This is a genomic window from Aphanizomenon flos-aquae FACHB-1287 (assembly GCF_014698755.1).
In the GTDB taxonomy this organism is placed as follows: Bacteria; Cyanobacteriota; Cyanobacteriia; order Cyanobacteriales; family Nostocaceae; genus Dolichospermum; species Dolichospermum flosaquae.
In genome coordinates this window covers 30,040-50,269 of record NZ_JACJTO010000014.1, presented here as the reverse complement: position 1 = coordinate 50,269, position 20,230 = coordinate 30,040, and the positions used below count along the sequence as shown (strand labels likewise).

Annotated in this window: 19 protein-coding genes; 6 read left to right on the top strand and 13 right to left on the bottom strand. The window is 37.0% G+C overall.

Going from position 1 to position 20,230, the window contains the following annotated elements:
* Positions 1-82 precede the first annotated feature (82 nt).
* Positions 83-892 carry a TPM domain-containing protein gene (locus H6G44_RS08895; protein ID WP_190385212.1) on the top strand — a complete coding sequence of 270 codons (810 nt, stop codon included), beginning with the start codon at positions 83-85 and terminating at the stop codon, positions 890-892.
* Positions 893-1,050: 158 nt separating this feature from the next.
* The gene (locus H6G44_RS08890; protein WP_190385213.1) at positions 1,051-1,680 is read left to right on the top strand and encodes a precorrin-8X methylmutase; all 630 of its coding nucleotides are present in this window, start codon (positions 1,051-1,053) and stop codon (positions 1,678-1,680) included.
* 495 nt (positions 1,681-2,175) lie between these two features.
* Here H6G44_RS08890 and H6G44_RS20005 read toward each other — a convergent pair whose 3' ends face one another.
* From H6G44_RS20005 to H6G44_RS08835, 11 genes are all read right to left on the bottom strand, one after another.
* Complete coding sequence (locus H6G44_RS20005) at positions 2,176-4,497, bottom strand: lamin tail domain-containing protein (RefSeq protein WP_199291702.1); 2,322 nt, start codon at positions 4,495-4,497, stop codon at positions 2,176-2,178.
* Between the two features lie 135 nt (positions 4,498-4,632).
* Positions 4,633-5,310 carry a phosphate ABC transporter permease gene (locus H6G44_RS08880; RefSeq protein ID WP_190385214.1) on the bottom strand — a complete coding sequence of 226 codons (678 nt, stop codon included), beginning with the start codon at positions 5,308-5,310 and terminating at the stop codon, positions 4,633-4,635.
* Positions 5,311-5,342: 32 nt separating this feature from the next.
* Positions 5,343-6,179 (bottom strand): 4-hydroxy-tetrahydrodipicolinate reductase, encoded by an 837-nt coding sequence (gene dapB, locus H6G44_RS08875; RefSeq protein WP_190385215.1) that lies wholly within the window; start codon positions 6,177-6,179, stop codon positions 5,343-5,345.
* A gap of 207 nt (positions 6,180-6,386) precedes the next feature.
* A complete protein-coding gene (locus tag H6G44_RS08870) occupies positions 6,387-7,973 on the bottom strand; it encodes an Hsp70 family protein (protein WP_190385216.1) in 1,587 nt (528 codons plus the stop codon).
* A gap of 159 nt (positions 7,974-8,132) precedes the next feature.
* Positions 8,133-8,684 (bottom strand): nucleotide exchange factor GrpE, encoded by a 552-nt coding sequence (locus H6G44_RS08865; RefSeq protein WP_190385217.1) that lies wholly within the window; start codon positions 8,682-8,684, stop codon positions 8,133-8,135.
* A 14-nt stretch (positions 8,685-8,698) separates the two neighbouring features.
* Complete coding sequence (locus tag H6G44_RS08860; RefSeq protein ID WP_190385218.1) at positions 8,699-9,202, bottom strand: hypothetical protein; 504 nt, start codon at positions 9,200-9,202, stop codon at positions 8,699-8,701.
* Positions 9,199-10,314, bottom strand: coding sequence for an AAA family ATPase (locus H6G44_RS08855; RefSeq protein ID WP_190385219.1), 1,116 nt, complete (start codon positions 10,312-10,314; stop codon positions 9,199-9,201). The genes H6G44_RS08860 and H6G44_RS08855 overlap by 4 nt, the downstream gene beginning before the upstream one ends.
* 327 nt (positions 10,315-10,641) lie before the next feature.
* On the bottom strand, positions 10,642-10,854 hold the full coding sequence (locus H6G44_RS08850; protein WP_190385220.1) for a DUF2997 domain-containing protein: 213 nt from the start codon (positions 10,852-10,854) through the stop codon (positions 10,642-10,644).
* 39 nt (positions 10,855-10,893) lie between these two features.
* Positions 10,894-11,268 carry a DUF1257 domain-containing protein gene (locus H6G44_RS08845; protein WP_190385221.1) on the bottom strand — a complete coding sequence of 125 codons (375 nt, stop codon included), beginning with the start codon at positions 11,266-11,268 and terminating at the stop codon, positions 10,894-10,896.
* Between the two features lie 158 nt (positions 11,269-11,426).
* Entirely contained in the window at positions 11,427-13,016 is a 1,590-nt protein-coding gene (locus H6G44_RS08840; RefSeq protein ID WP_190385222.1) for an AAA family ATPase, read from the bottom strand.
* Positions 13,017-13,358: 342 nt separating this feature from the next.
* On the bottom strand, positions 13,359-14,486 hold the full coding sequence (locus tag H6G44_RS08835; RefSeq protein ID WP_190385223.1) for an SUMF1/EgtB/PvdO family nonheme iron enzyme: 1,128 nt from the start codon (positions 14,484-14,486) through the stop codon (positions 13,359-13,361).
* An 893-nt stretch (positions 14,487-15,379) separates the two neighbouring features.
* Between H6G44_RS08835 and H6G44_RS08830 the strand changes: the two genes are divergently transcribed.
* A complete protein-coding gene (locus H6G44_RS08830) occupies positions 15,380-15,769 on the top strand; it encodes a DUF1815 family protein (protein ID WP_190385224.1) in 390 nt (129 codons plus the stop codon).
* A 123-nt stretch (positions 15,770-15,892) separates the two neighbouring features.
* Here H6G44_RS08830 and H6G44_RS08825 read toward each other — a convergent pair whose 3' ends face one another.
* Positions 15,893-16,858 carry a glycosyltransferase family 2 protein gene (locus tag H6G44_RS08825; protein WP_190385225.1) on the bottom strand — a complete coding sequence of 322 codons (966 nt, stop codon included), beginning with the start codon at positions 16,856-16,858 and terminating at the stop codon, positions 15,893-15,895.
* Positions 16,859-16,968: 110 nt separating this feature from the next.
* On the opposite strand from H6G44_RS08825, the gene H6G44_RS08820 reads away from it, so the two are divergent.
* The 3 genes from H6G44_RS08820 to H6G44_RS08810 all read left to right on the top strand — a co-directional run bounded on the left by H6G44_RS08820 (position 16,969) and on the right by H6G44_RS08810 (position 19,425).
* Complete coding sequence (locus tag H6G44_RS08820) at positions 16,969-18,168, top strand: argininosuccinate synthase (protein ID WP_190385226.1); 1,200 nt, start codon at positions 16,969-16,971, stop codon at positions 18,166-18,168.
* 123 nt (positions 18,169-18,291) lie between these two features.
* Positions 18,292-18,789, top strand: a complete 498-nt coding sequence (locus tag H6G44_RS08815) for a DUF7149 domain-containing protein (protein ID WP_242031634.1) — start codon at positions 18,292-18,294, stop codon at positions 18,787-18,789.
* Between the two features lie 204 nt (positions 18,790-18,993).
* Positions 18,994-19,425: a VOC family protein gene (locus H6G44_RS08810; RefSeq protein ID WP_190385227.1), complete on the top strand. Its 432-nt coding sequence runs from the start codon at positions 18,994-18,996 to the stop codon at positions 19,423-19,425.
* A gap of 132 nt (positions 19,426-19,557) precedes the next feature.
* Here H6G44_RS08810 and H6G44_RS08805 read toward each other — a convergent pair whose 3' ends face one another.
* On the bottom strand, positions 19,558-20,157 hold the full coding sequence (locus H6G44_RS08805; RefSeq protein ID WP_190385228.1) for an esterase/lipase family protein: 600 nt from the start codon (positions 20,155-20,157) through the stop codon (positions 19,558-19,560).
* Positions 20,158-20,230 lie beyond the last annotated feature (73 nt).

Genomic DNA, 20,230 nt, shown 5'->3' with positions numbered 1-20,230 from the left:
AGTGTAAAGAAATATCACTTTTACATTAATCTTTGAAAAGCACTTGTTACATCCCCTTGTTGATAATAGTATAAAAACGTTCATGCACCTGTGTTTTTGGCGACGAATTTTAGTATCAATTGCCGTATTTTGCGTTATTAGCTCCGTATGGGCAATTGATTCCCCATCAGCCCTAGCTTATGAAAATCCTGATTTACTGCCTAGTTTTGTAACACCAGTAGTAGATTTAGCAAAAACTCTCCCTGACCCCCAACAAGAAAAACTAGTTAAAGAATTAGAACAGTTTGAAACTGATACTGGTTGGAAATTGCGCGTTTTAACCCAATATGACCGCACCCCAGGGAGAGCAGTAATTAAATATTGGGGTTTAGATGATAAAAGCATCCTCTTAGTAGCAGATGCTCGTGGTGGTAACATCCTCAGCTTTAGCGTCGGTGATGCAGTTTATGAATTTTTACCCCGCACCTTCTGGATTGAACTACAAACCCGCTTTGGTAACTTATACTTTGTCCGAGAACAAGGAGAAGATCAAGCCATTCTCCAGGCTCTAGATTCAGTCAAAGGTTGCTTAATCAAAGGTGGTTGTAACGTAGTTCCTGGACTTCCTAAAGAACAATGGATACTCACCCTTGTTACCTCCGCAGTCGGTGGGATTATTTGTGGTTTTGCGGCTCAACCTCGAAGCGACAAAAAAATAGTTGCTTGGCAATGGGCGTTAATTTTTTCACCCTTATGGGGAATGTTGTTTATTGCCTTCGGTATTGCTCCAGTTATTACCCGTACAAGCGATTGGTTGCCCCTCGTCCGCAATATTTCTGCCTTTGCTATTGGTGCTCTAGTAGCTTATTTATCCCCCATGTTTAGTCGGTCTTCCTCTGGTTTTGAATCTTAGGTGCTAATTTAAAAAAAAGGGTTTAGCTGAAACAGCAAAAACCCTCACGCTCGGTCTGCTAGGGGAGGTTGAGATAAATCTTTAAATATACTGATATTATTAACACTGGTTGAAACTGATGATAAGCTGAAAACTACTATACAAGAAGTTAAATAACAATGGAATGGCACATAACTGATGCTCAAAGTTTGGCAATTATTGATAGTGAAATTGGTGATCATATTTTTTCACCAGCAGAGTATGAAATCGTTAGGCGCGTAATTTATGCTACATCTGACTTTGAGTATCAATCCTTAATCCGGTTTTCTGAACAGGCCTTGCAAGTGGGAGCAGCGTCCCTAGCTGCACGGACTACCATTGTCGTAGATGTACCAATGGTGCAAGTAAGTATAGCCTATGATATTCAAAATACATTTGCTAATCCAGTATATTGCAGCATGGAAGCACTAACACGACCCCAAAAGGAAAAAACTCGTTCGGCTTGGGGCATTGAAACCCTAGCTAGGCGTTATCCAGAGGGAATATTTGTAATTGGTCAAGCACAAACAGCATTAACCTCGCTGGTTGAATTAATTGCAGCCGAAGAAATCAGACCGGCTTTAATAGTTGCCACCCCAGCAGGTTTTATTAATTCACAAACTGCAAAAGAACGATTACAAGAGTCCTTAGTCCCTTGTATCACTATTGAAGGTCGCAAGGGTAACGCCGTTGTCGCCGCTGCCATTGTTCACGGCTTGGTAGATTTGGCTTGGCAAGCCTATGGACAGGATAGAACTGGAGGGAGATAACGGAGAAACAGTCTTCTTTTGACATACTCACCGACCTGAAGGTGCGGTGATTCTTGACACTTCAATGAAACACGCCACAAGTGGTCTTATCGTCCCTCCATGTCCGTTTAAAGTCTCCCAATGCCCTATGGCGACTATGACCAAATTTTAACATAAAGCCGTCCTAGAAGGACGGGGCTTGTGTCCCGTCTTTTCGGTCAGACCTAGGGATCACAGTCAATAGTGTTTGATTGTGTTCTATCCAACTTACTGCGATTCCTAGGTCGCGCTTCGCTATCCCCTACACTGGAACGATACAGCCTAACAGGTCAGCCAATTTTGGATTTGCGATTTTGGATTTTGGATTGACTCCACCCTCAAGTGTGGAGTTTAAGAATTTTAGATTGGCGTTAGCGAAGCGTAAGCAGCGCAGCGAGTATTTTGGATTAATTCCGCCCTGAAGAGGCGGGGAACCTGTACCGAAAATTCTAGGGTCCAAAATCTAAAATCCAAAATCTAAAATTTTTCGGTAACAACTGCACAGAAGGTTTTCCCTGCAAATGCTGCCAGTGATAGCTCAAAAATCCAATTTTTATCCACTTCTGTGCTACTTTTAGCATTAGGAAGTAAACTCAATGTTCCGCCCTCGTTCAGATAAGAACGCAACTTTTCAGTAGCCATTGCTTTAGTAGCACCAGCAGCTAAACCAAAAGCTGTGGGATCTTTAAGAATTAATGCCAAAGGATTTTTAGCATTACTATCATCTTCAAGAAAACTCTGAATTGCTGAAGATAAAGCTTCGGTAAATGTGACTTTTCCGCCTAAAGCCATTTGTTTGTTAATTAAAGTATGAGTAGCCACAAACTTTAATTGAGGAACTTTTAACTTTTGTTTGATGCCAGCAACGGTATTTTTCCCATAAGCTAAAGTGGAAACATTGCTTCCTGCGGTATCAAAAAGTTTAGCTTCATCCCCTGCATCATTCCAAATAGCAGTTTTACTACCAAAGGAGAAACCACCTGTTTCAGGATGTACTTCATTCGTGTAAATGCGGAAACTCTTACCACCTTCTAAGATAGTTCCTGGTGGGAAGGTTAAAAATTGCTTAGAACTAGCCGCAGAAGTTATTTTCCACCCAGAGATATTAGCAGGACTATTACCTAAGTTGCTAATCTCTATATATTCATCGGCTTGAGTGCGTTTAACTGCACCTTTATAAACTAATTTGGAAATAGTTACATTTGTCGTGGCAGTGATGGTAAATTCTTCCGAGTCAGTTACTAAAGTTTCGGGAGTTGGTACAGGCGCGGGAGTTGGTACAGGTGCAGGAGTTGGTACAGGAGTTACATCAACTGGTGACACAGGCGCGGGAGTTGGTACAGGTGCAGGAGTTGGTACAGGAGTTACATCAACTGGTGATACAGGCGCGGGAGTCGGTACAGGTGCAGGAGTTGGTACAGGAGTTACATCAACTGGTGACACAGGCGCGGGAGTTGGTTGAGGTGCAGGAGTTGGTACAGGAGTTACATCAACTGGTGACACAGGCGCGGGAGTTGGTACAGGTGCAGGGGTTTTAATAAATTTAGCCGTAGCGATTAGCCCTTGTCCACTACTATGAGTAAGGATAACTTGATTAAGTGGCGAATCCGGTTGTAAATCAACAATAGAGTTACCATTATCTTGATAAATGGTTTTTACTCCTGCAAATAGAGGGTGATTTTGATTAACGGGACAATTTCCGCTAATTCCATTATATGAACCCCCATATTTTAGACCAAATGCAGCGAGAAAAGTATTCCAATTGTTGGCTTCAGTTTGTGAGCCTCCTTGACCTGTACCAGCGCAGAGATAAACTTTGCCACCATTCTTCACATAATCAATTAAGACTTGATTATTAACAGGATCGCCACCGACAAAAACAGCATCATATTGAGAAAGGGTTGCTAAATCAATGGGGATATTCATTCCTTTAGTCCAAGTATGACCTGCTTTGGTCATTGTTTGCTCTAAAGAAGATTGAGTTAAACCGAAATTATTGGAAAGTACATGAAATTTACTTTTTTCGTCACCAACAAAGTATTGGGCAATATTAGTCACAAATGTGGCTGTATCAGGGGCTTTTTGGAAACCTTGATTGCTTAGTGTCCATTCATCTGCATTAACAACAATTTGCCCATTTAAAGGTTTTAGCACTGGTTGGCGCACGGCTGGGTAATATGCAATACCCAAAACTGCCCCACTATTGGGTATATGTTGCCAATTGCTGGTTAAGGTTTTTCTTGTCCATAATTGATGATCCATGCCAATACCTACCAGAGTACCGTCAGGCATAAAGGTAATCGCCAAAACTGCCCCACTATTGGGTATATGTTGCCAATTACTGGTTAAGGTTTTTCTTGTCCATAATTGATGATCCATGCCAATACCTACCAGAGTACCGTCAGGCATAGCAGTAATCGCCAAAACTGCCCCACTATTGGGTATATGTTCCCAATTACTGGTTAAGTAATTTTTTCTTGTCCATAGTTGATGATCCATGCCAATACCCACCAGAGTACCGTCAGGCATAGCAGTAATCGCCAAAACTGCCCCACTATTAGGTATATGTTCCCAATTACTGGTTAAGTAATTTTTTCTTGTCCATAATTGATGATCCATGCCAGTACCCACCAGAGTACCATCAGGCATAAAGGTAATCGCCAAAACCAAGCCACTATTGGGTATATGTTCCCAATTACTGGTTAAGTAATTTTTTCTTGTCCATAGTTGATTATCCATGCCAATACCGACGAGATTAGCGTTAGCATTCAGTGGATTTTGACTTTGTAAATCACTCATAATTTAAGTATATTTTGGAGAATTAGTTAATTATATAGCATAAAAAAAGCCAGAAAAGTCAGAAGTTCCCCGGTGAACTTATCTGACTTTTCCAACTTGTGCTTATCCCCTGAGATTAAACTCTATTCCCTATCCCTATGTCTTCGGTGAACGGCGGCGGGGTTTTCTTTCCTGGTTTGCACGCAAGCGGACACTAACTTCATTAAAAAAGTCCTTACGTACATAAGGATAATCACTTACCCATAGATCACGACTAGGAATATATATGTCGCTAAATTCTTCAATGGTGCTTAAATCAGGGCTATTTGACATGACCACCATTTCAGCTATTTGACCACGAGAAATGACTTTGTGGGCGTTGCGTAATGGGGCTTCAAACTCAACACTAAATCCCGTTTCGTCACCTATTTCTAAGTTAATCCGCTTTTCGCGGTTTTCGATGATGACTAACTCACCTTTGCCGTTAACGGTTTCCTGTTTGCCCATTAACCGATCTGTGATCCACCAGTCTAGCACTCGTCCCCGGAAAAAGCCACTGTATTTATAACGGCGGCATTTTCCATTGCGGATACTTGCTTGAAATACGGGATACCAAAGCCAAAAGAAAGCACCAAATACTCCAAAAAAGAAGATTAACCCAAATTCCAATCTAAACAAGAATTGCATGAGCAATAGCACAGCTAGGGTAACTACAGAAATTAGTATCCGCTGCACAAAATTGCTTAACTTTCCCCAATAGTATTTATATTGTGGTCCAGAGGCAACCAGGGGAATGATTTGTTCAAATTTTTGGCGAGTTAGGGGAACGATCATATTTTTGGCTTTGAGATGGAAAAATCGCAATTTTAAAGTATTTTTTCTAATCCATATACTAATGACTTTAGCTGATTAACTTTGCGGATGGCTAATAATACTCCTGGCATATAACAGGCGCGATCGCTGGTATCATGACGTAAGGTGTAAATTTGCCCTGCTGCGCCGAAAATCACTTCTTGGTGGGCAATGAGCCCTGGTAAGCGGATACTATGAATTCTAATCCCTTCGTCTGCTAAACTGCCTCTAGCTCCGGCTATTTTCTCCGTTTCTTCCACAATAGCAGTGTTAAAGGTTTTACCCAATTCGCCTAATAATTGGGCTGTTTGAATGGCTGTACCGCTGGGAGCATCTGCTTTTTGGTTATGATGGAGTTCGATAATTTCTACATGATCAAAATACTGGGAAGCTCTCACAGCGGCTTCTTGGAGTAGTACCATACCAATGGAAAAGTTAGGAATAACTAAACAACCGGTACTGGCTTTTTCCGCAAAATCGGCTAATTCTTCCAGTTGTGCGGGACTTAAACCTGTAGTTCCCACCACTGGACGAATTCCATAGGCGATCGCACTGCGAATATTATTATAAACTGCATCAGGATGGGTAAAATCAACTAATACCCCCGGTTGCATCTGTCTTTCTCCGGCCACATACCCTAACATTGGCTCTAATTGATTGGTAATTGGTACTTCCAGGGGTTCACTTAAACCCGCTAGTTCCCCAGCGTCTTTACCTTGATGTTCGGGAGTTGTGTCAATTGCACCCATTAAAATCAAATCAGATGCTTGGGCTACTGCTTTAATTACCTCGCGTCCCATTTTACCAGCAGCACCGTTAATGATAACGGGAATAGAACCTTGATTGCTCATAGATTTAACAATTATTTTTAATTCAACAGAGAAATTGTCTCACAAATGCAAGTTTTATAAAATTGATTTGTTTTGGACTACGCAACCATCAATAGTAATTGATCTTGTCAAAAAAGTTAAGTAACAATATAATTATATTATTATAGATATGATTAAAATTATAGAAGCATTGCATTTTTTATCATAGGAACACTTGTATTATTTTATTTATGTCAACTTATAAATTTCTCCCCTATTAATTAGAACTTTTCCCGTCAATAAATCCTTCACAGTTGCTAATAAAATCCGTCGAGAATCTACCTCAAATAACACCGATATTCTATCCATTCCTGCTTCACCTAGTGGGTTAAGTTTTGCCACACAAACCTGTTGATTTTGATTATCTAGGGAACGGTAACTTTCTTGATGTTGGAGAGTACTGGAAGTCATTCTTCCCGAAGCATCAAACGCAATTTCTGTTTGTGACATATCACCTAATTCACCAATATCTAAACGAATCTCTTTTTGTCCATTATTTGCAACTTGCAGATTTAACCATTCTTGACGTTGACAAGGATATTTTTCACCTTTGGTAAATAAGCGATGATAAATATAACTTTTGCTATAATTTTCCCATAAACGAATCGCGTAACTATGACGGAGAAAATCATCTATTTCGGTAATCTGCGTTATTGCTAATGCACCATGACACACAGCATCAAAAGGTTTATCTAATTTTACTTTATTTTTACCAAAATAGGAAATAATTAATTGTTGAACTGCGGGAATTAAACAACTTCCTCCTACTAACAAAACCTGTTCAATATCATTTTTACTAATACCCTTTCTTAAAGCAGAAGCTAAAACTTCATCTAAGGTATCTCGTAACTGTTGTAAAAATTGTCTATATTCTAAAATCTCCTCTAATTTTTCACGATTAATTTTTAATTCATAAGACATAAAAGATTCATCATCAAACCAACTTTCAGCTACAGATTGATTTTTTGATAATTGAATTTTTAATCTTTCCGCAATTTCTAATAAATTTTGATAACCAATTTTTCCAACTTGTTCCGGGGTTAAATTTTGAGAATGCAAATAATCATCAACTATCCAAACATCAATATCTTCCCCACCTACATAGGCTTCCGACTTAGCTAAAACCTCAGCGCGTAAACTGTTATTTTCATGAGAATTAGTCATAGTTTTAACCAAACTCAAATCGAGAGTTCCCCCACCAAAATCTACTACCAAAATTAACTTACCAGGGCGTTTTACAGCATATCCTAAAGCTGCTGCTGTAGATTCATCTATAACTGATACTTGAGGAACATTTAATTTTGTCCCTAAATCTCGAAACCAATCTAAATAACGTTCAAAAGCACCAACAGGAACAGTAAAAATTAAATGACTAGGTTGGATATTTTGCCTTTTTATTTCTGTCCAAATAGTTTGGATAAATAACTCAGAAACACAAATAGCATTATAATTTATACCATCAATTTGGATTGCTGGTGGTTGATAATCTCCAGCTAAATCGCGTTTAAACTTTTTAAATAATCTTTCAGGAGGATAACTTTGAGAAAGTCCTAAACGTTGATTTCTCACACCTTCACCTAATATAATATTATTACCTGATTTAATAAACATTAAACTAGGAATAACGGGATATTCTAATCTTTCACCTTGAGGAGTTACACCGACAAATACACGGGATAAATTAGGAAAACGTAAGCTTTTAGGTAATTGAGTATCAGCTTCTAAAATACTAATTACAGTATTACTTGTACCAAAATCAATTGCAATAGTTGTCATAATTCAAGTAGGTTGGGTTAAGCGAAGCGCAACCCAACAAAAATGATAGATAATTGATATCTTGATGTTGGGTTAAGACAGAATAAATGTATGATCTAAAAAATTGTAAGCAGTAAATGTTGGGTTTCGTTCCTCAACCCAACCTACAAATTTATGAGTTTAAGTATTATTGAATCCTGGTGGAAGAGTGCGACTAACTTTTGCAGGATAGAGGATTGTATCACCATTTTGATAACCAATAAAACGAATATATACTAATTCCCCTTCTTGAATATCATCACTATCAGCTTGATGTAATTGGGGATTATAATTAACTTGTTCCCAAGTTTCCCCAATGACAGTATAACCCCAATTGGTAATTAAATTATCTAAAGATGTAAATAGGGAAATTAGGTTTTTAGCGGGTAATTCGGGTTTAGCTAAAGCCATTCTTTTAACTGTGGGATAATTACTGAGTAAAGGTTGTAATTGGGGAAAAGTTTCCTGTTGAAAATCAGTTTGTAATTGTTGAGATTGTTGTTTTAATTCCTCCCTGAGTCGTTGACATTGAATTTCTAAATCTCTGATTTTTTGTTCTGTGTCGGGAGAAGTTACAGATTGATTATTAATAGGTATATCTTGATTATTTGCTGGGAATAAAAACCGCAGAATGATATAAACAATGATTACGAGAATTACAGCAAAAGCGACTTGATTAATTTGTTCTAGCATATTGTTTTTTTAGTCTAATTTGGAAACAGAAATCGTCTAACAGATAAAATCATTCGTTCTAATTCAGGTTTATTGTGTATTAAAAGATGATGTCCCCATAATTCATTGTTGTTTTCAGCGCATTCTTTAGCAAGTGCTTCTCCAATATCCTCAAAACTTTTAATATGATTAAAGTTTCTAAGAACATCTTTTTTCAAATCTCTTGGTTCAATTTTTACTCCAAGGATAAATACTCTATTTCTTAGATTCTCTGGAATATAACCTTCTGCATAACTAAATCTATCTTCTTGATCATCAAAATCAATCAGTAATAATATATTTCTTTTTGGAAATTGTCGTATATTAATAATATGATTATTTTCAAATTCTTCCATAACTTTTTTCCAACCACGAGCTACTGGAAGGACTTGAATAACATCTTTAAGGTTTAAATATCGACGGAAACCCTTAGCAATTTGGAGATTATGATCATCTTCAGGTAATATAATAAGGTGTGAATTATACTTGTTTACACTCATAATTCTATGTCCCCACAAATTAAGGCATTTATCAAATCACCAGTAGTATCTATATCGCTGAGTAATCTAATTAAAGTTGGTTCTAAGTGACTCTTTCGATCCAGGAAAAATGTATTTTCATAAGAAAATTCTCTAATTGCTTCAGGATTATGAGAAGTTACTACAATTTGTCCATTATCTTTAAATGAACGTCGTAAAGACATGATAAAATCACCTACTACTGATAAAGAAAGATAATTATCAGGTTCATCCCAAAAGCAGAAAATTGGTCCATAGAATTTATTAGCAGCTAAAACTAAAGCACAAAGAAAAAAGCATTTTTCACCATCGGATAAATCTTGAAAATCAACATTCAAAGTTGCCTTATTTTTCTCAAATCTAACCACAAGATTTTTTAAATCTTTACCAATAATTTCATTGACAAAATCTTGAAAGTCTTCCATTATATCTCGGAGATATTTGTCAATTTCTCTATAGGCCGCAGGATAACGACCAAGTATCCCAGAAAGCCATTCTCCAATATCTGAACCATCTCGCTTTGGTTCTAAAGTTTCACTGTAGGAATTTCCAGTCATCAAACTGGGAATTGGTGCTAAAATAATCATCTGAGAAAGCCAATTCTTAAAAATATCAACACTATCATTGCTAATTATTGGCATGGCTACTAAATGCCAATCCACTGAAAACTGAGCTTCTTTATTTTGGGCATTATTATGAATAGTAACCTGGGCGGCTTTTCGAGAGTAAATTGGATTTCCTGCAACTAAAAATTGTTCTTCAAAAACTCGTAATTCTTTAAAATTTTCTGGCAAATCCAATGCTAGAACATATTTATGTAATTTATTGTCAAGTAATACTTCTATTTCTAAACGAATAGGAACGTCAGACTTTCCATGAGCGAAATCTTTCGTCCCAATGAGACGAGGTTCTTTCGCAAGATCCCGCAATCTATTTGTACCTCTAGCAATAGATTGAAGTATCTCTAAGGCTTTAGCAATAGTTGATTTACCCACACCATTTTTACCAATCAAGAGAGCAGATGACATCTCTTTCATGGTTAGTTCAAAGTTTTCTAAACATCTGAAGTTGTTTACATATAGTCTTTGAAGCATAATCAAGCCATTCCTAAAAGTAAAAAATAAAGATTTTTTTTGGGATATACCCATTCTAAGTTTAAATACCCAATTTATCTAAAAAATTAACATAAATAAACAAATCCTCGTTCCCAATCTTCAGACTAGGAATGCAATGTTAGAGGTTCTACTTCTCCTCGTTCCCAATCTTCAGACTAGGAATGCAATGTTAGAGGTTCTACTTCTCCTCGTTCCCAGTCTCCAGACTGGGAATGCAATGTTAGAGGTTCTACCTCTATTTTATCAGAAGAGGCAGAGCCTCTATACTGCATTCCTTGTCAGAGACAAGGAACGAGTAATGATTAATTATTGTTGTTTTAAAGATTGATTTTCAGCGATATTAATATTCTCTTCTCCTTCGTAATATTCAGGTAACAATTCCTGAGATTCTATTTCACCTAAAGATTTTTCTAAACTTTTTGTTGTTTCCACACAACTAGAACCAGTGACATTTAAAACCCGTTCCACAATTTTACCATCCTTCCCAATGCGATATTCAACTTTTTGATATTCAGCCATGATGATTTTTCCTTTTTAATAATGTTAATAAATCAGAAATTAAACCCATTTACCAACAATAACCCGCACCGTACCATCTGCTAAAACCTCCTCTTCCTCCACATTAAAACCCTCAGTTTGAATTGTTTCCATCAAAGTTTTATGGGCGTATTTTTGACTGATATTATTAACAAACTCCTGCTGATTAATTTTCGCACCCCAAAAATCAGCCACTAATTCATAACCTTCTCCATTTTTACGAAAACCTAAATCATAACCATTAGATTGCTTAATCACATATTCAGCATTAGTTTTATCACCCATATAACCCCGAACCTGAGTATTTTGTTCAACCTGATAACCCAACTCCTTTAATACTTGAAGCAAAACTTCACCCTGTTTAATTTGCACCTTGATAGTTGTAAAATGAGACATAAAAAATCAACTCCTTATGTATTTTTAACCCCTCTCCAAACCTCTCCCCTAAGAGGAGAGAGGCTTATGAAATTCACGTTATCTTACTCAGCTAAACTCCAAAACCTCTTCCCTCTGTGTCCTCTGTGCCTCTGTGGTTCGTTAAAAAAATATTGAATTTAATCCACCTCCAACGGACCCAAACCTTGCTGCTGAGAATAAACCTTTAACTCCTCAATTAACAGTGTATCAATAGAAGCCGTTCTTGCGCCAGCTTCCGCCGCCCAACGTTTTAAACTGGTAATTTGTTCCTTAGCAATAGCCGCCAAAGGTACAGTTTCCGATATGGCATCTAAAATATCTTCCGTATTAAAATCACGCCTATTTCCATCTATTAAACTACCAAAAGCCCGGTGCATTCCATCAATAATTACTTGTTGAATTTCAGCACCGCTAAAATTTTCCGTATTTATGGCAAGTTTCTGTAAATCAAAATCTCGCAGTCGGGAAGGGCGAACTTTTTGAATGTGGACTTTAAAAATATCATGGCGTTCTTTTTCCGTAGGTAAATTTAAAAAGAATATTTCATCAAATCGCCCTTTTCTTAATAACTCGGCTGGTAATATTTGCACATTATTAGCAGTGGCTACCATAAACACGGGACTGGTTTTTTCTTGCATCCAGGTAATGAGTGTACCAAATACTCGGCGCGATGTTCCAGAGTCACCATCAACCCCACTATTAATATTACCAAATGCCTTATCTATTTCATCCATCCATAATACACAGGGTGATATTGCTTCTGCTAATTGTATCATTTGCCGAATGCGATTTTCACTTTCTCCCACTATACCCCCAAATAATCTGCCCACGTCCAAACGTAACAATGGTAAACGCCATTCATGGGCGATAGTTTTGGCTGATAATGATTTTCCTGTTCCTTGTATTCCTACTAATAAAACGCCTTTGGGGTTGGGTATACCATAACGTCGTGCTTCTTCGGTAAAAGCATCTTGACGCATTCTTACCCACTGTTTAAGATTTTCCAAGCCACCGACGTTTTTTAATGATTCATTGGCGGTGTAAAATTCTAAGATTCCGGTTTGGCGAACTGCTTGTTTTTTCTCTTCTAATACTCTATCAATATCTGTTTCGTTGACTTGTCCTTTTGCTGCTAAAGCGGCGGCTAAAACTCTTCTAATTCTGGCCCGACTTAATCCTTGACAGGCTTTAATTAATTGTTCTTTTCCTAGTCCATTTAAGTTAAGTTTTTCCGGGACTATTAATTGCTGAATTAAATAATCTATTTCTTCGATGTTGGGTAAGGGAAAATCAATTACTGTAACTTCTTCTTGTAGTTCTGGGGGAATGGTTAATGTATGACTGGTGAGGATGAGGGTTTGGCGTGTGCGTTTGAGTTGACGGGTGAGGTTTTTGATAGCACGAATTACGGGAGCATTTTTTTCTGTTTCGGGGTTTTTGAGGATAAAATGTATGTCTCGCAATACAAAAATTGTGGTTGTATTTTCTGGGGTTTTGGTAATTCTTGATAATGCACCCATGACTGAACCTTTATCAGTTCCGTTGTCATCCCAACCGGTGACGATATCCCATAATAATAGTTGTCGTGGTGTCTGGGATATTTGGGTGAGTTGTTGGAGGACTTGTTCTATTGGTTCTTCTTCGACTCCGACTATATATAGTAGGGGATAGCGGGCGCGAAGCATGAGGTCTATTTGTTGGAGTAGTTGTTGATGGGGGTTATTCATTATGTATAAATAGGGGGATTAGTTGTTAGTTTATTGGGTTTTTATTTCGCGCAAAGTCGCAAATAAGAAAATTTTTTGTCTGAATCAGGATGTCCAGGATTTTAGGATGTACAGGATGTGATTGTTTGATTATTGGTTGGTTGTTAATGATTAGTATGGAGAAAAGTGAATATTCATGAAGTGAGATAAAAGAATAAATATATGAATCTCATCTATCAACCATCAAATTACAATCTTGTAAATCCTTTAATCCTGGATATCCTGATTCAGACAAGAAGTTTATTGCTACGCAAAGGGGGGTAAGACAAGAAAAGAGCAATAGAGTAAAAGCGCATAGTGCTACTAAGTCCTCGCCGCACCACTACATACAACCCGAAAACCGATAAAGTCGAAGTTGCTAACGAGGTATTGGTCGTAGCGATAAGCAGAACGGCAAAACGCAGGATCGCCGATCCACGAACCACCGCGCATCGGCCTTTTGCCAGTGTTTTCTTCGATACCTAGCGATGCGCTTCCATCTGTTGGCGCACCTTCATAGTTACTATGCCAATTATCTTGACACAACTCCCATACATTGCCGTGCATATCGTATAATCCAAAATTATTAGCTACTCCAAAACTCCCTACTTCTGTTGTTTCTTTTCGGTAAATTCCTTTAATCCCATCACCATAAGTGAAGTTACCATCATAGTTAGCTAAATCTGTTGTAATCATCTCTCCAAAGTGAAATGGTGTGGTAGTTCCTGCTCTACAAGCATATTCCCATTCGGCTTCACTTGGCAGTCTGTAGGTTTTTCCGATTTTTTGGCTTAACTTTTCACAGAAAGCCACCGCATCATTCCAACTAACGCATTCAACAGGGCGATTACTACCTTTGAAATAAGAAGGGTTAGCTCCCATAATAGCTTGATATTGTGCCTGTGTTACCGGATATTTTCCCATAAAAAAACTAGGAACTGTGACTTGATGCTGGGGACTTGCATTATTATATCTTCCTCCTTCATCTTCTAATTGACCCATCATAAAACTACCACCAGGAATTGCCGCCATTTCCAATATCACACCATTACTTAAATCTTCTACAAAATATCTAGCTATACGTCGCTGACGTTGAATAATTTCCCCAAATTTATTGACTGTTACTACTTCAATTTGTTCTAGTTTTAAACCTTCGTGATTAGGCTTTTGTAATATTTGCTTAATTCTTGGTTCTGTCCTTTTATTTAATATTAAATAAGCCGCATTTTGAATATCCCAAGATTCATCATTTAAACCTTCAATCACCAAATCTAAACCCTGTTCTCCATAATTCACAGCTTGCTCAAGTGCAGCAATTCTTAACTGTGCATCTGGATTTTGTAACCGTAATTTTACCCCTTCAATACCACCTAAAACCGCAGCACCTTCTAGGGATGGACTATTACCACCAAGCACAGCATCGTATTCTCGCGGTTGTTGTGGATGATTCATGATTCGTTCATGGTTGGTTTCATGTATGCTGTATTTAAAATAGCATATTTAGGGCATTTCGTTATTTGTTTACATAATTTTAATATTGTCAGAATCAGAATGTCAAGGATTTAAGGATGTACAGGATGTGATTGTTTGATTATTCGTTAGTTGTTGATGATTAGTATAGAGAAAAGTAAATACTCCTCAAGTTAAGATAGAAGAATAAATACATAAACAACAGCCATTAACCATCAAATAACCATCCTGTAAATCCTATAATTCTGGTTATCCTGATTATTCAAGGATTGGGTAATTTTTTATTATTTAATAAGTTTTTGGCTCTCTTGCAGCATTCTACATCAATAAATCAGACAAAATATTATACTTTCTGAAAACCAGCTTCTCTCATATTAATACTAAAAATAATGCATTAGCTAAGTATATTTACGAATTGCGCTAATCTCAGTCTATGTTATACAATCCAAGGTTTATTTGAAATGGAGATAAAAACACAAACAACGAAAATAGGCGTTAGAGCGAATTAATCACCTTAATCTGGCTCTAAATCATCTGTGATAGGTCAATACATAGTTTCAACAAACTTGACTATTCATAGATCTAAGTTAGGATGAAAATATCTCAAGTTTATCAAGTAAAATTCCGACGGATGGGGGAAGTCAAAATTTAAGTTTCTGTTCCTGTGTCCGCTATAATTACTTGAGGAATCGTATGTGTTGATACTTTGTAAAGAATTGTCGTCCACTAACCTAAAAGAGTTAACCAGTTAGTAAACTCGTCAACCATTGGCAATTCTAATGGATACCATAGAGATATTCTATGATGCCAGTTCATGAGAAAATGTGAAGAAAATATAAAATAAACTTACATAATTTTGGTGTTTGGAGGGAAAAGTGTTTTTAAGACTAGCAAGCAAACATAGAGACTTTGTTAAAGATTTAGTAATGAATTTACAAGCTTTAGCGGTTGTACTAGAACAGCATGGTTATCCCGCTTCCTGCCATACTTGTGGAGATCAACTGAATAGCGCGTCTTTTATGGTTAGCCTAGGCGACAATCATTTAATTCGCTTTTTAGTATCTGATTATGGGATTACTTGGACAGAAATGCGTGATGATCGGGAACTAATGAAGCTGGAAGGCGCGGAAGCGATTAGCCAACTAGAAGAACTAGCTGGTCTTATCAAGAAAGCAATAGAAACCTCTGAAGATAGTGAGTATTTGTCTCCAAAAGGTAAACGGCCTTTACAGGGTACTGTTAGTAGTGTTAAAACCCGCAGATAGTAGAAACTTGAGCATTTAATCGAGAATAGAAATCGCAAAGAAAAGGAAGTCTCAACATCATTAATCATAGCACTTTCATTTCTTGGCGTCTTTTTTCTGACAATAGGGGATTAGGTAAGATAATTATTTATCCCGCACCTGAGCATAAGCCGCATAAACACCCTTGACATTATACCAATTTAAGAAAATCCGCGCTACTTCTAAAGCTAGTTGTGGTTTACCCAAATCAATCAACCATTGTAAAAATGGAGACATGGTTCTTTCATTCAAAAGGCCATTTAAAGAAAGAATCCCCCATAATAAACGATGAAACCAAGTCATTTGAATCATCATTTTTACTTCCCATGTGGGATGTTTTTGATAAAATAAAACTCCCATTCTTCCCCGTTGAATTTCCTGATCAATTAACTTAGGAATTTGTTGTAAACTAAAGGGTGGATGCCAATGATAACCGACAGCTTCAGGACATTTAATTAATTGTAAACCTAGTTTTTTTAATCTGACACCTAATTCTAAATCTTCCCAACCATAGAGTTGAAAACTATTATCAAATAACCCAGCTTTGACTAACCAATATTTGGGAATAGCAACATTACCCGTAGCAAAGAAAGCAGCGGAAAAATCTGTGATTTTGTAAGGTTCTGCGGTGGGATTGGTAAAATTACAAGTATTAATTACAGCACCATAGGTAAAAAAGCTGTCGTTTCCTAATTTCTCTTTTCCTTGTATCAAAGCATTTGTATGAGCTTGGAGGAAATTCGGTAAAACTACCAAATCACTATCAATAAAAATAATTGTGTCACCACGCGCTTTTTCTACTCCTAAATTTCGCGCCGCAGCGGGTCCTGCATGATTTTGTTCAAAGCAGCGAACATGAGGAAATTCATTTTGATGTAATGCTAACCAATTTAAAGTACCATCAGTAGAACCATCATCTACTAATACGATTTCATAATCTTGTATGTATTTTTCGTTGCTGAACTTCTGAACCTCCAAAGCGCGGAGACACTTCTCTAAAATTGGTAAGCGATTATAAGTGGGAATAACAATACTAAAAAACACAGTTTTACCCAAAATACTATTGCTCATATTCTAGAATAAGACAAATATCTCAAAGTTACCGTTGCACAAAAAAATATCTGCTAGGTAAGTCAGATATAATAATGACTCATTCTTTGTTTTCCTGAGTGGAGAAATTCATGGGTCGCGCCAAAAAGGTTGTTTTAGCATATTCTGGTGGAGTTGATACTTCCGTTTGTATTCCCTACTTAAAGCAAGAGTGGGGAGTAGAAGAGATAATTACCCTAGCAGCAGATTTAGGCCAGGGAGATGAATTAGAACCAGTTCGAGAAAAAGCCCTAAAATCAGGAGCAAGTGAGTCCTTGGTTGCTGATGTTAAGGATATATTTGTTAAAGAATACGCATTTCCCGCTATTCAAGCTAACGCGCTTTACGAAAACCGCTATCCTCTTGGTACAGCCCTGGCTCGGCCTTTGATTGCTAAGATATTAGTAGAAGCGGCTGCGAAATATGATGCGGATGCGATCGCTCACGGTTGTACAGGTAAAGGCAATGATCAGGTACGCTTTGATGTTTCCTGTGCAGCCCTCAACCCTAACTTAAAGATATTAGCGCCAGCTAGAGAATGGGGTATGAGTCGAGAGCAAACTATTGCTTATGGTGAGAAGTTTGGTATTCCCGCACCGGTAAAAAAATCTTCTCCCTTCAGTATAGATAAAAACCTACTTGGTCGCAGTATTGAAGCCGGTACATTAGAGGACCCAGCAAACGAACCACCGGAAGAAATCTATGAAATGACGAAAGCCATAGCTGATACTCCCAACGAGCCGGAATATCTAGAAATTGGCTTCCAGAAAGGACTTCCTACCACCATTAACGGGACAGCAAAAAACCCGGTTGAGTTAATTGAACAACTCAATAAAATTGTGGGAAATCATGGTATTGGTCGCATTGACATGATTGAGAACCGCTTAGTCGGGATTAAATCACGGGAAATCTACGAATCACCAGCAATGGTAGTTTTAATTAATGCTCACCGTGACTTAGAAAGTCTCACTTTAACAGCAGATGTCACTCAATACAAGCGAGGTATAGAAGAAACTTATACTAAACTTGTATATAATGGACTTTGGTATAGTCCTCTCAAAGCTGCTTTAGATGCTTTTATTCAACAAACACAAGAAAGGGTTTCTGGTGTGGTGCGTTTAAAGCTATTTAAAGGTAATGCTGTAATTGTCGGGCGTTGGAGCGATAATACTCTATATACTCCTGATTTAGCGACTTATGGCGCAGAAGATCAATTTGATCACAAAGCTGCGGAAGGTTTTATCTACGTTTGGGGGTTACCTACTCGCATTTGGGCGCAAGGTAATAAGTAGTAGTGTATAGGGTGTAGGGTGTAGGGAATAATTAACTATTGTACTCATCACCCGTCACCAATTATGAATTATTAATTTTGAGAATTTGGGGATATAAAAATTACATTTTTTGCTGGAAAACAAATGAACTCACAGAAACTACAACCCAGGAAATCATTAAATAAAGCATTTCTGAAAATTAATCCTTTTAGAAAGGATATTGAAACCTTTAAAAAACATCTAAAAAACCTAATTGAAAAAATCAATGAATCTGAATCAGAAGAATTTCATAAAAATTTGATTGCTGATTTTCTCAAGAATACATATTACAGTTCTAATCACTTTATTAATACTAAAGGACGAAATGATCTAGTTATTCATAATGGAAAAGACCCTAAAACCAGTGTTGGTGTAATTTTAGAATTTAAAAAGCCAACAAATAAAAGCCAAATGCTCAAAGTTAATAATTTAAATACTAAAGCATTTCAGGAATTAGTTTTATATTTTCTCAGAGAACGTTTAACCGAAAAAAATCTAGAAATTAAATATTTAATAGCGACTAATATCTATGAATGGTTCATTTTTAATGCTCAAGATTTTGATAAATTATTTCACGAAAATAAAACCCTAGTTCAGATGTAGTCTTAACTATCTCTTTTACCAGTCATAACTTTAAGTTTATCTAAAAATAATTGGGATTGTATTTATAGTTAATAATAAATACGTATTATATGTCAATACTTGCAATACTTTTAGTTATTTTTTGATACATTTTTTCATATTTTTTAATAAAAATAGCTCACAGTTTAGCTAGAATAACAAGTGATTCTCCAACCCACCTCCACCATGAACCAGCCCATATTTCACCTCGCTTTCCCTGTCTCCAATATCCCCGACACCAAAGCCTATTATATTGACGGTTTAGGCTGCATACCCGGACGTGAAACCCCCCACGCTTTGATTCTCAACCTCTATGGACATCAATTAGTAGCCCACGTTACCCAGGATATTTTAATACCTCAAAAGGCAATTTATCCCCGACATTTTGGACTAATTTTTTCTCAAGAAACAGATTGGCAACAATTACTAATAAGGGCAAAAAATAAAGATCTAAAATTTCGAGAAGAACCCAAAAACCGCTTGACTAATTCTCCTCTAGAACACCATACTTTTTTCCTTGAAGACCCTTTCTATAACTTAATTGAATTTAAATATTATCCCTACCCAGAGGCGATTTTTGGCAGCACTGAATATGACAAAATCGGAGATAGAGATTAAGTGACAGTTTAATACAGCAGTTCCCAGTGTTATGAAGTACAAATATTAATAATAAAACTCTTTTAGTGCGGGACTTTTGCCCGCTGATGATGTATTTTAGTCAAGGGGAATATGCTGTATTATAAAAGAAATTCATAATTTTACAGGTTCTATTAACGCATCTGCTACTATTGTTAAAGTTCTAGTATCTGTTAACATTAAAGGATGTAATATCACTGGTATAGTTACTTCTTTTCCTATACCAAGTCGTGAACTTGTGGCTGGTAAAATCATCAAATCATAAGGTGTCCAAATAGATGTAAAATTCAATTGCTTTAACATCTTAAAATCAGCATTTAAATCATTGATAAAATCACTATTAGGACGCATTTGCACAGCACCAGCTAACCAAGTACCATAAGCAATAATAGTTCCTTTATGGGGTGAAGAAATAGTAATAAATCGCTGGACTTTATTTATTCCTCCCAACCGCTGAATATAATAACGGCTGACAATTCCTCCCATACTAAAACCCACTATATCCAGTAGTTGCGCTGCTTCAAAGGTATCATTTACATAATTAGCTACCTGCTGGGCTAATTTCTCCAAAACCTCAGAACCATTATTAGGGATTAAATCCACCGTATACACGGATAAACCTTGTTGTCGCAGATAAAACGCCATTTTATTGAAAACCGCCCCAGTATCGTTAATACCATGCACTAATAAAACGGGATTTTGTTTTGTTACCATGATCTTAATTAGTTAATATTGTCAGTGATTTAACTCAATATTGTAGTCAAAAATATACAATATGTGACAGTTT

Coding starts and splice junctions, on each gene's coding strand:
- H6G44_RS08845 (WP_190385221.1), bottom strand. CDS start 11,268: ATGTCTCATTTTACAACTATCAAGGTGCAAATTAAACAGGGTGAAGTT.
- H6G44_RS08860 (WP_190385218.1), bottom strand. CDS start 9,202: ATGAGTGTAAACAAGTATAATTCACACCTTATTATATTACCTGAAGAT.
- H6G44_RS08895 (WP_190385212.1), top strand. CDS start 83: ATGCACCTGTGTTTTTGGCGACGAATTTTAGTATCAATTGCCGTATTT.
- H6G44_RS20005 (WP_199291702.1), bottom strand. CDS start 4,497: ATGAGTGATTTACAAAGTCAAAATCCACTGAATGCTAACGCTAATCTC.
- H6G44_RS08870 (WP_190385216.1), bottom strand. CDS start 7,973: ATGACAACTATTGCAATTGATTTTGGTACAAGTAATACTGTAATTAGT.
- H6G44_RS08835 (WP_190385223.1), bottom strand. CDS start 14,486: ATGAATCATCCACAACAACCGCGAGAATACGATGCTGTGCTTGGTGGT.
- H6G44_RS08865 (WP_190385217.1), bottom strand. CDS start 8,684: ATGCTAGAACAAATTAATCAAGTCGCTTTTGCTGTAATTCTCGTAATC.
- dapB (WP_190385215.1), bottom strand. CDS start 6,179: ATGAGCAATCAAGGTTCTATTCCCGTTATCATTAACGGTGCTGCTGGT.
- H6G44_RS08810 (WP_190385227.1), top strand. CDS start 18,994: ATGAACCAGCCCATATTTCACCTCGCTTTCCCTGTCTCCAATATCCCC.
- H6G44_RS08855 (WP_190385219.1), bottom strand. CDS start 10,314: ATGCTTCAAAGACTATATGTAAACAACTTCAGATGTTTAGAAAACTTT.
- H6G44_RS08840 (WP_190385222.1), bottom strand. CDS start 13,016: ATGAATAACCCCCATCAACAACTACTCCAACAAATAGACCTCATGCTT.
- H6G44_RS08850 (WP_190385220.1), bottom strand. CDS start 10,854: ATGGCTGAATATCAAAAAGTTGAATATCGCATTGGGAAGGATGGTAAA.
- H6G44_RS08815 (WP_242031634.1), top strand. CDS start 18,292: ATGAACTCACAGAAACTACAACCCAGGAAATCATTAAATAAAGCATTT.
- H6G44_RS08825 (WP_190385225.1), bottom strand. CDS start 16,858: ATGAGCAATAGTATTTTGGGTAAAACTGTGTTTTTTAGTATTGTTATT.
- H6G44_RS08890 (WP_190385213.1), top strand. CDS start 1,051: ATGGAATGGCACATAACTGATGCTCAAAGTTTGGCAATTATTGATAGT.
- H6G44_RS08820 (WP_190385226.1), top strand. CDS start 16,969: ATGGGTCGCGCCAAAAAGGTTGTTTTAGCATATTCTGGTGGAGTTGAT.
- H6G44_RS08880 (WP_190385214.1), bottom strand. CDS start 5,310: ATGATCGTTCCCCTAACTCGCCAAAAATTTGAACAAATCATTCCCCTG.
- H6G44_RS08805 (WP_190385228.1), bottom strand. CDS start 20,157: ATGGTAACAAAACAAAATCCCGTTTTATTAGTGCATGGTATTAACGAT.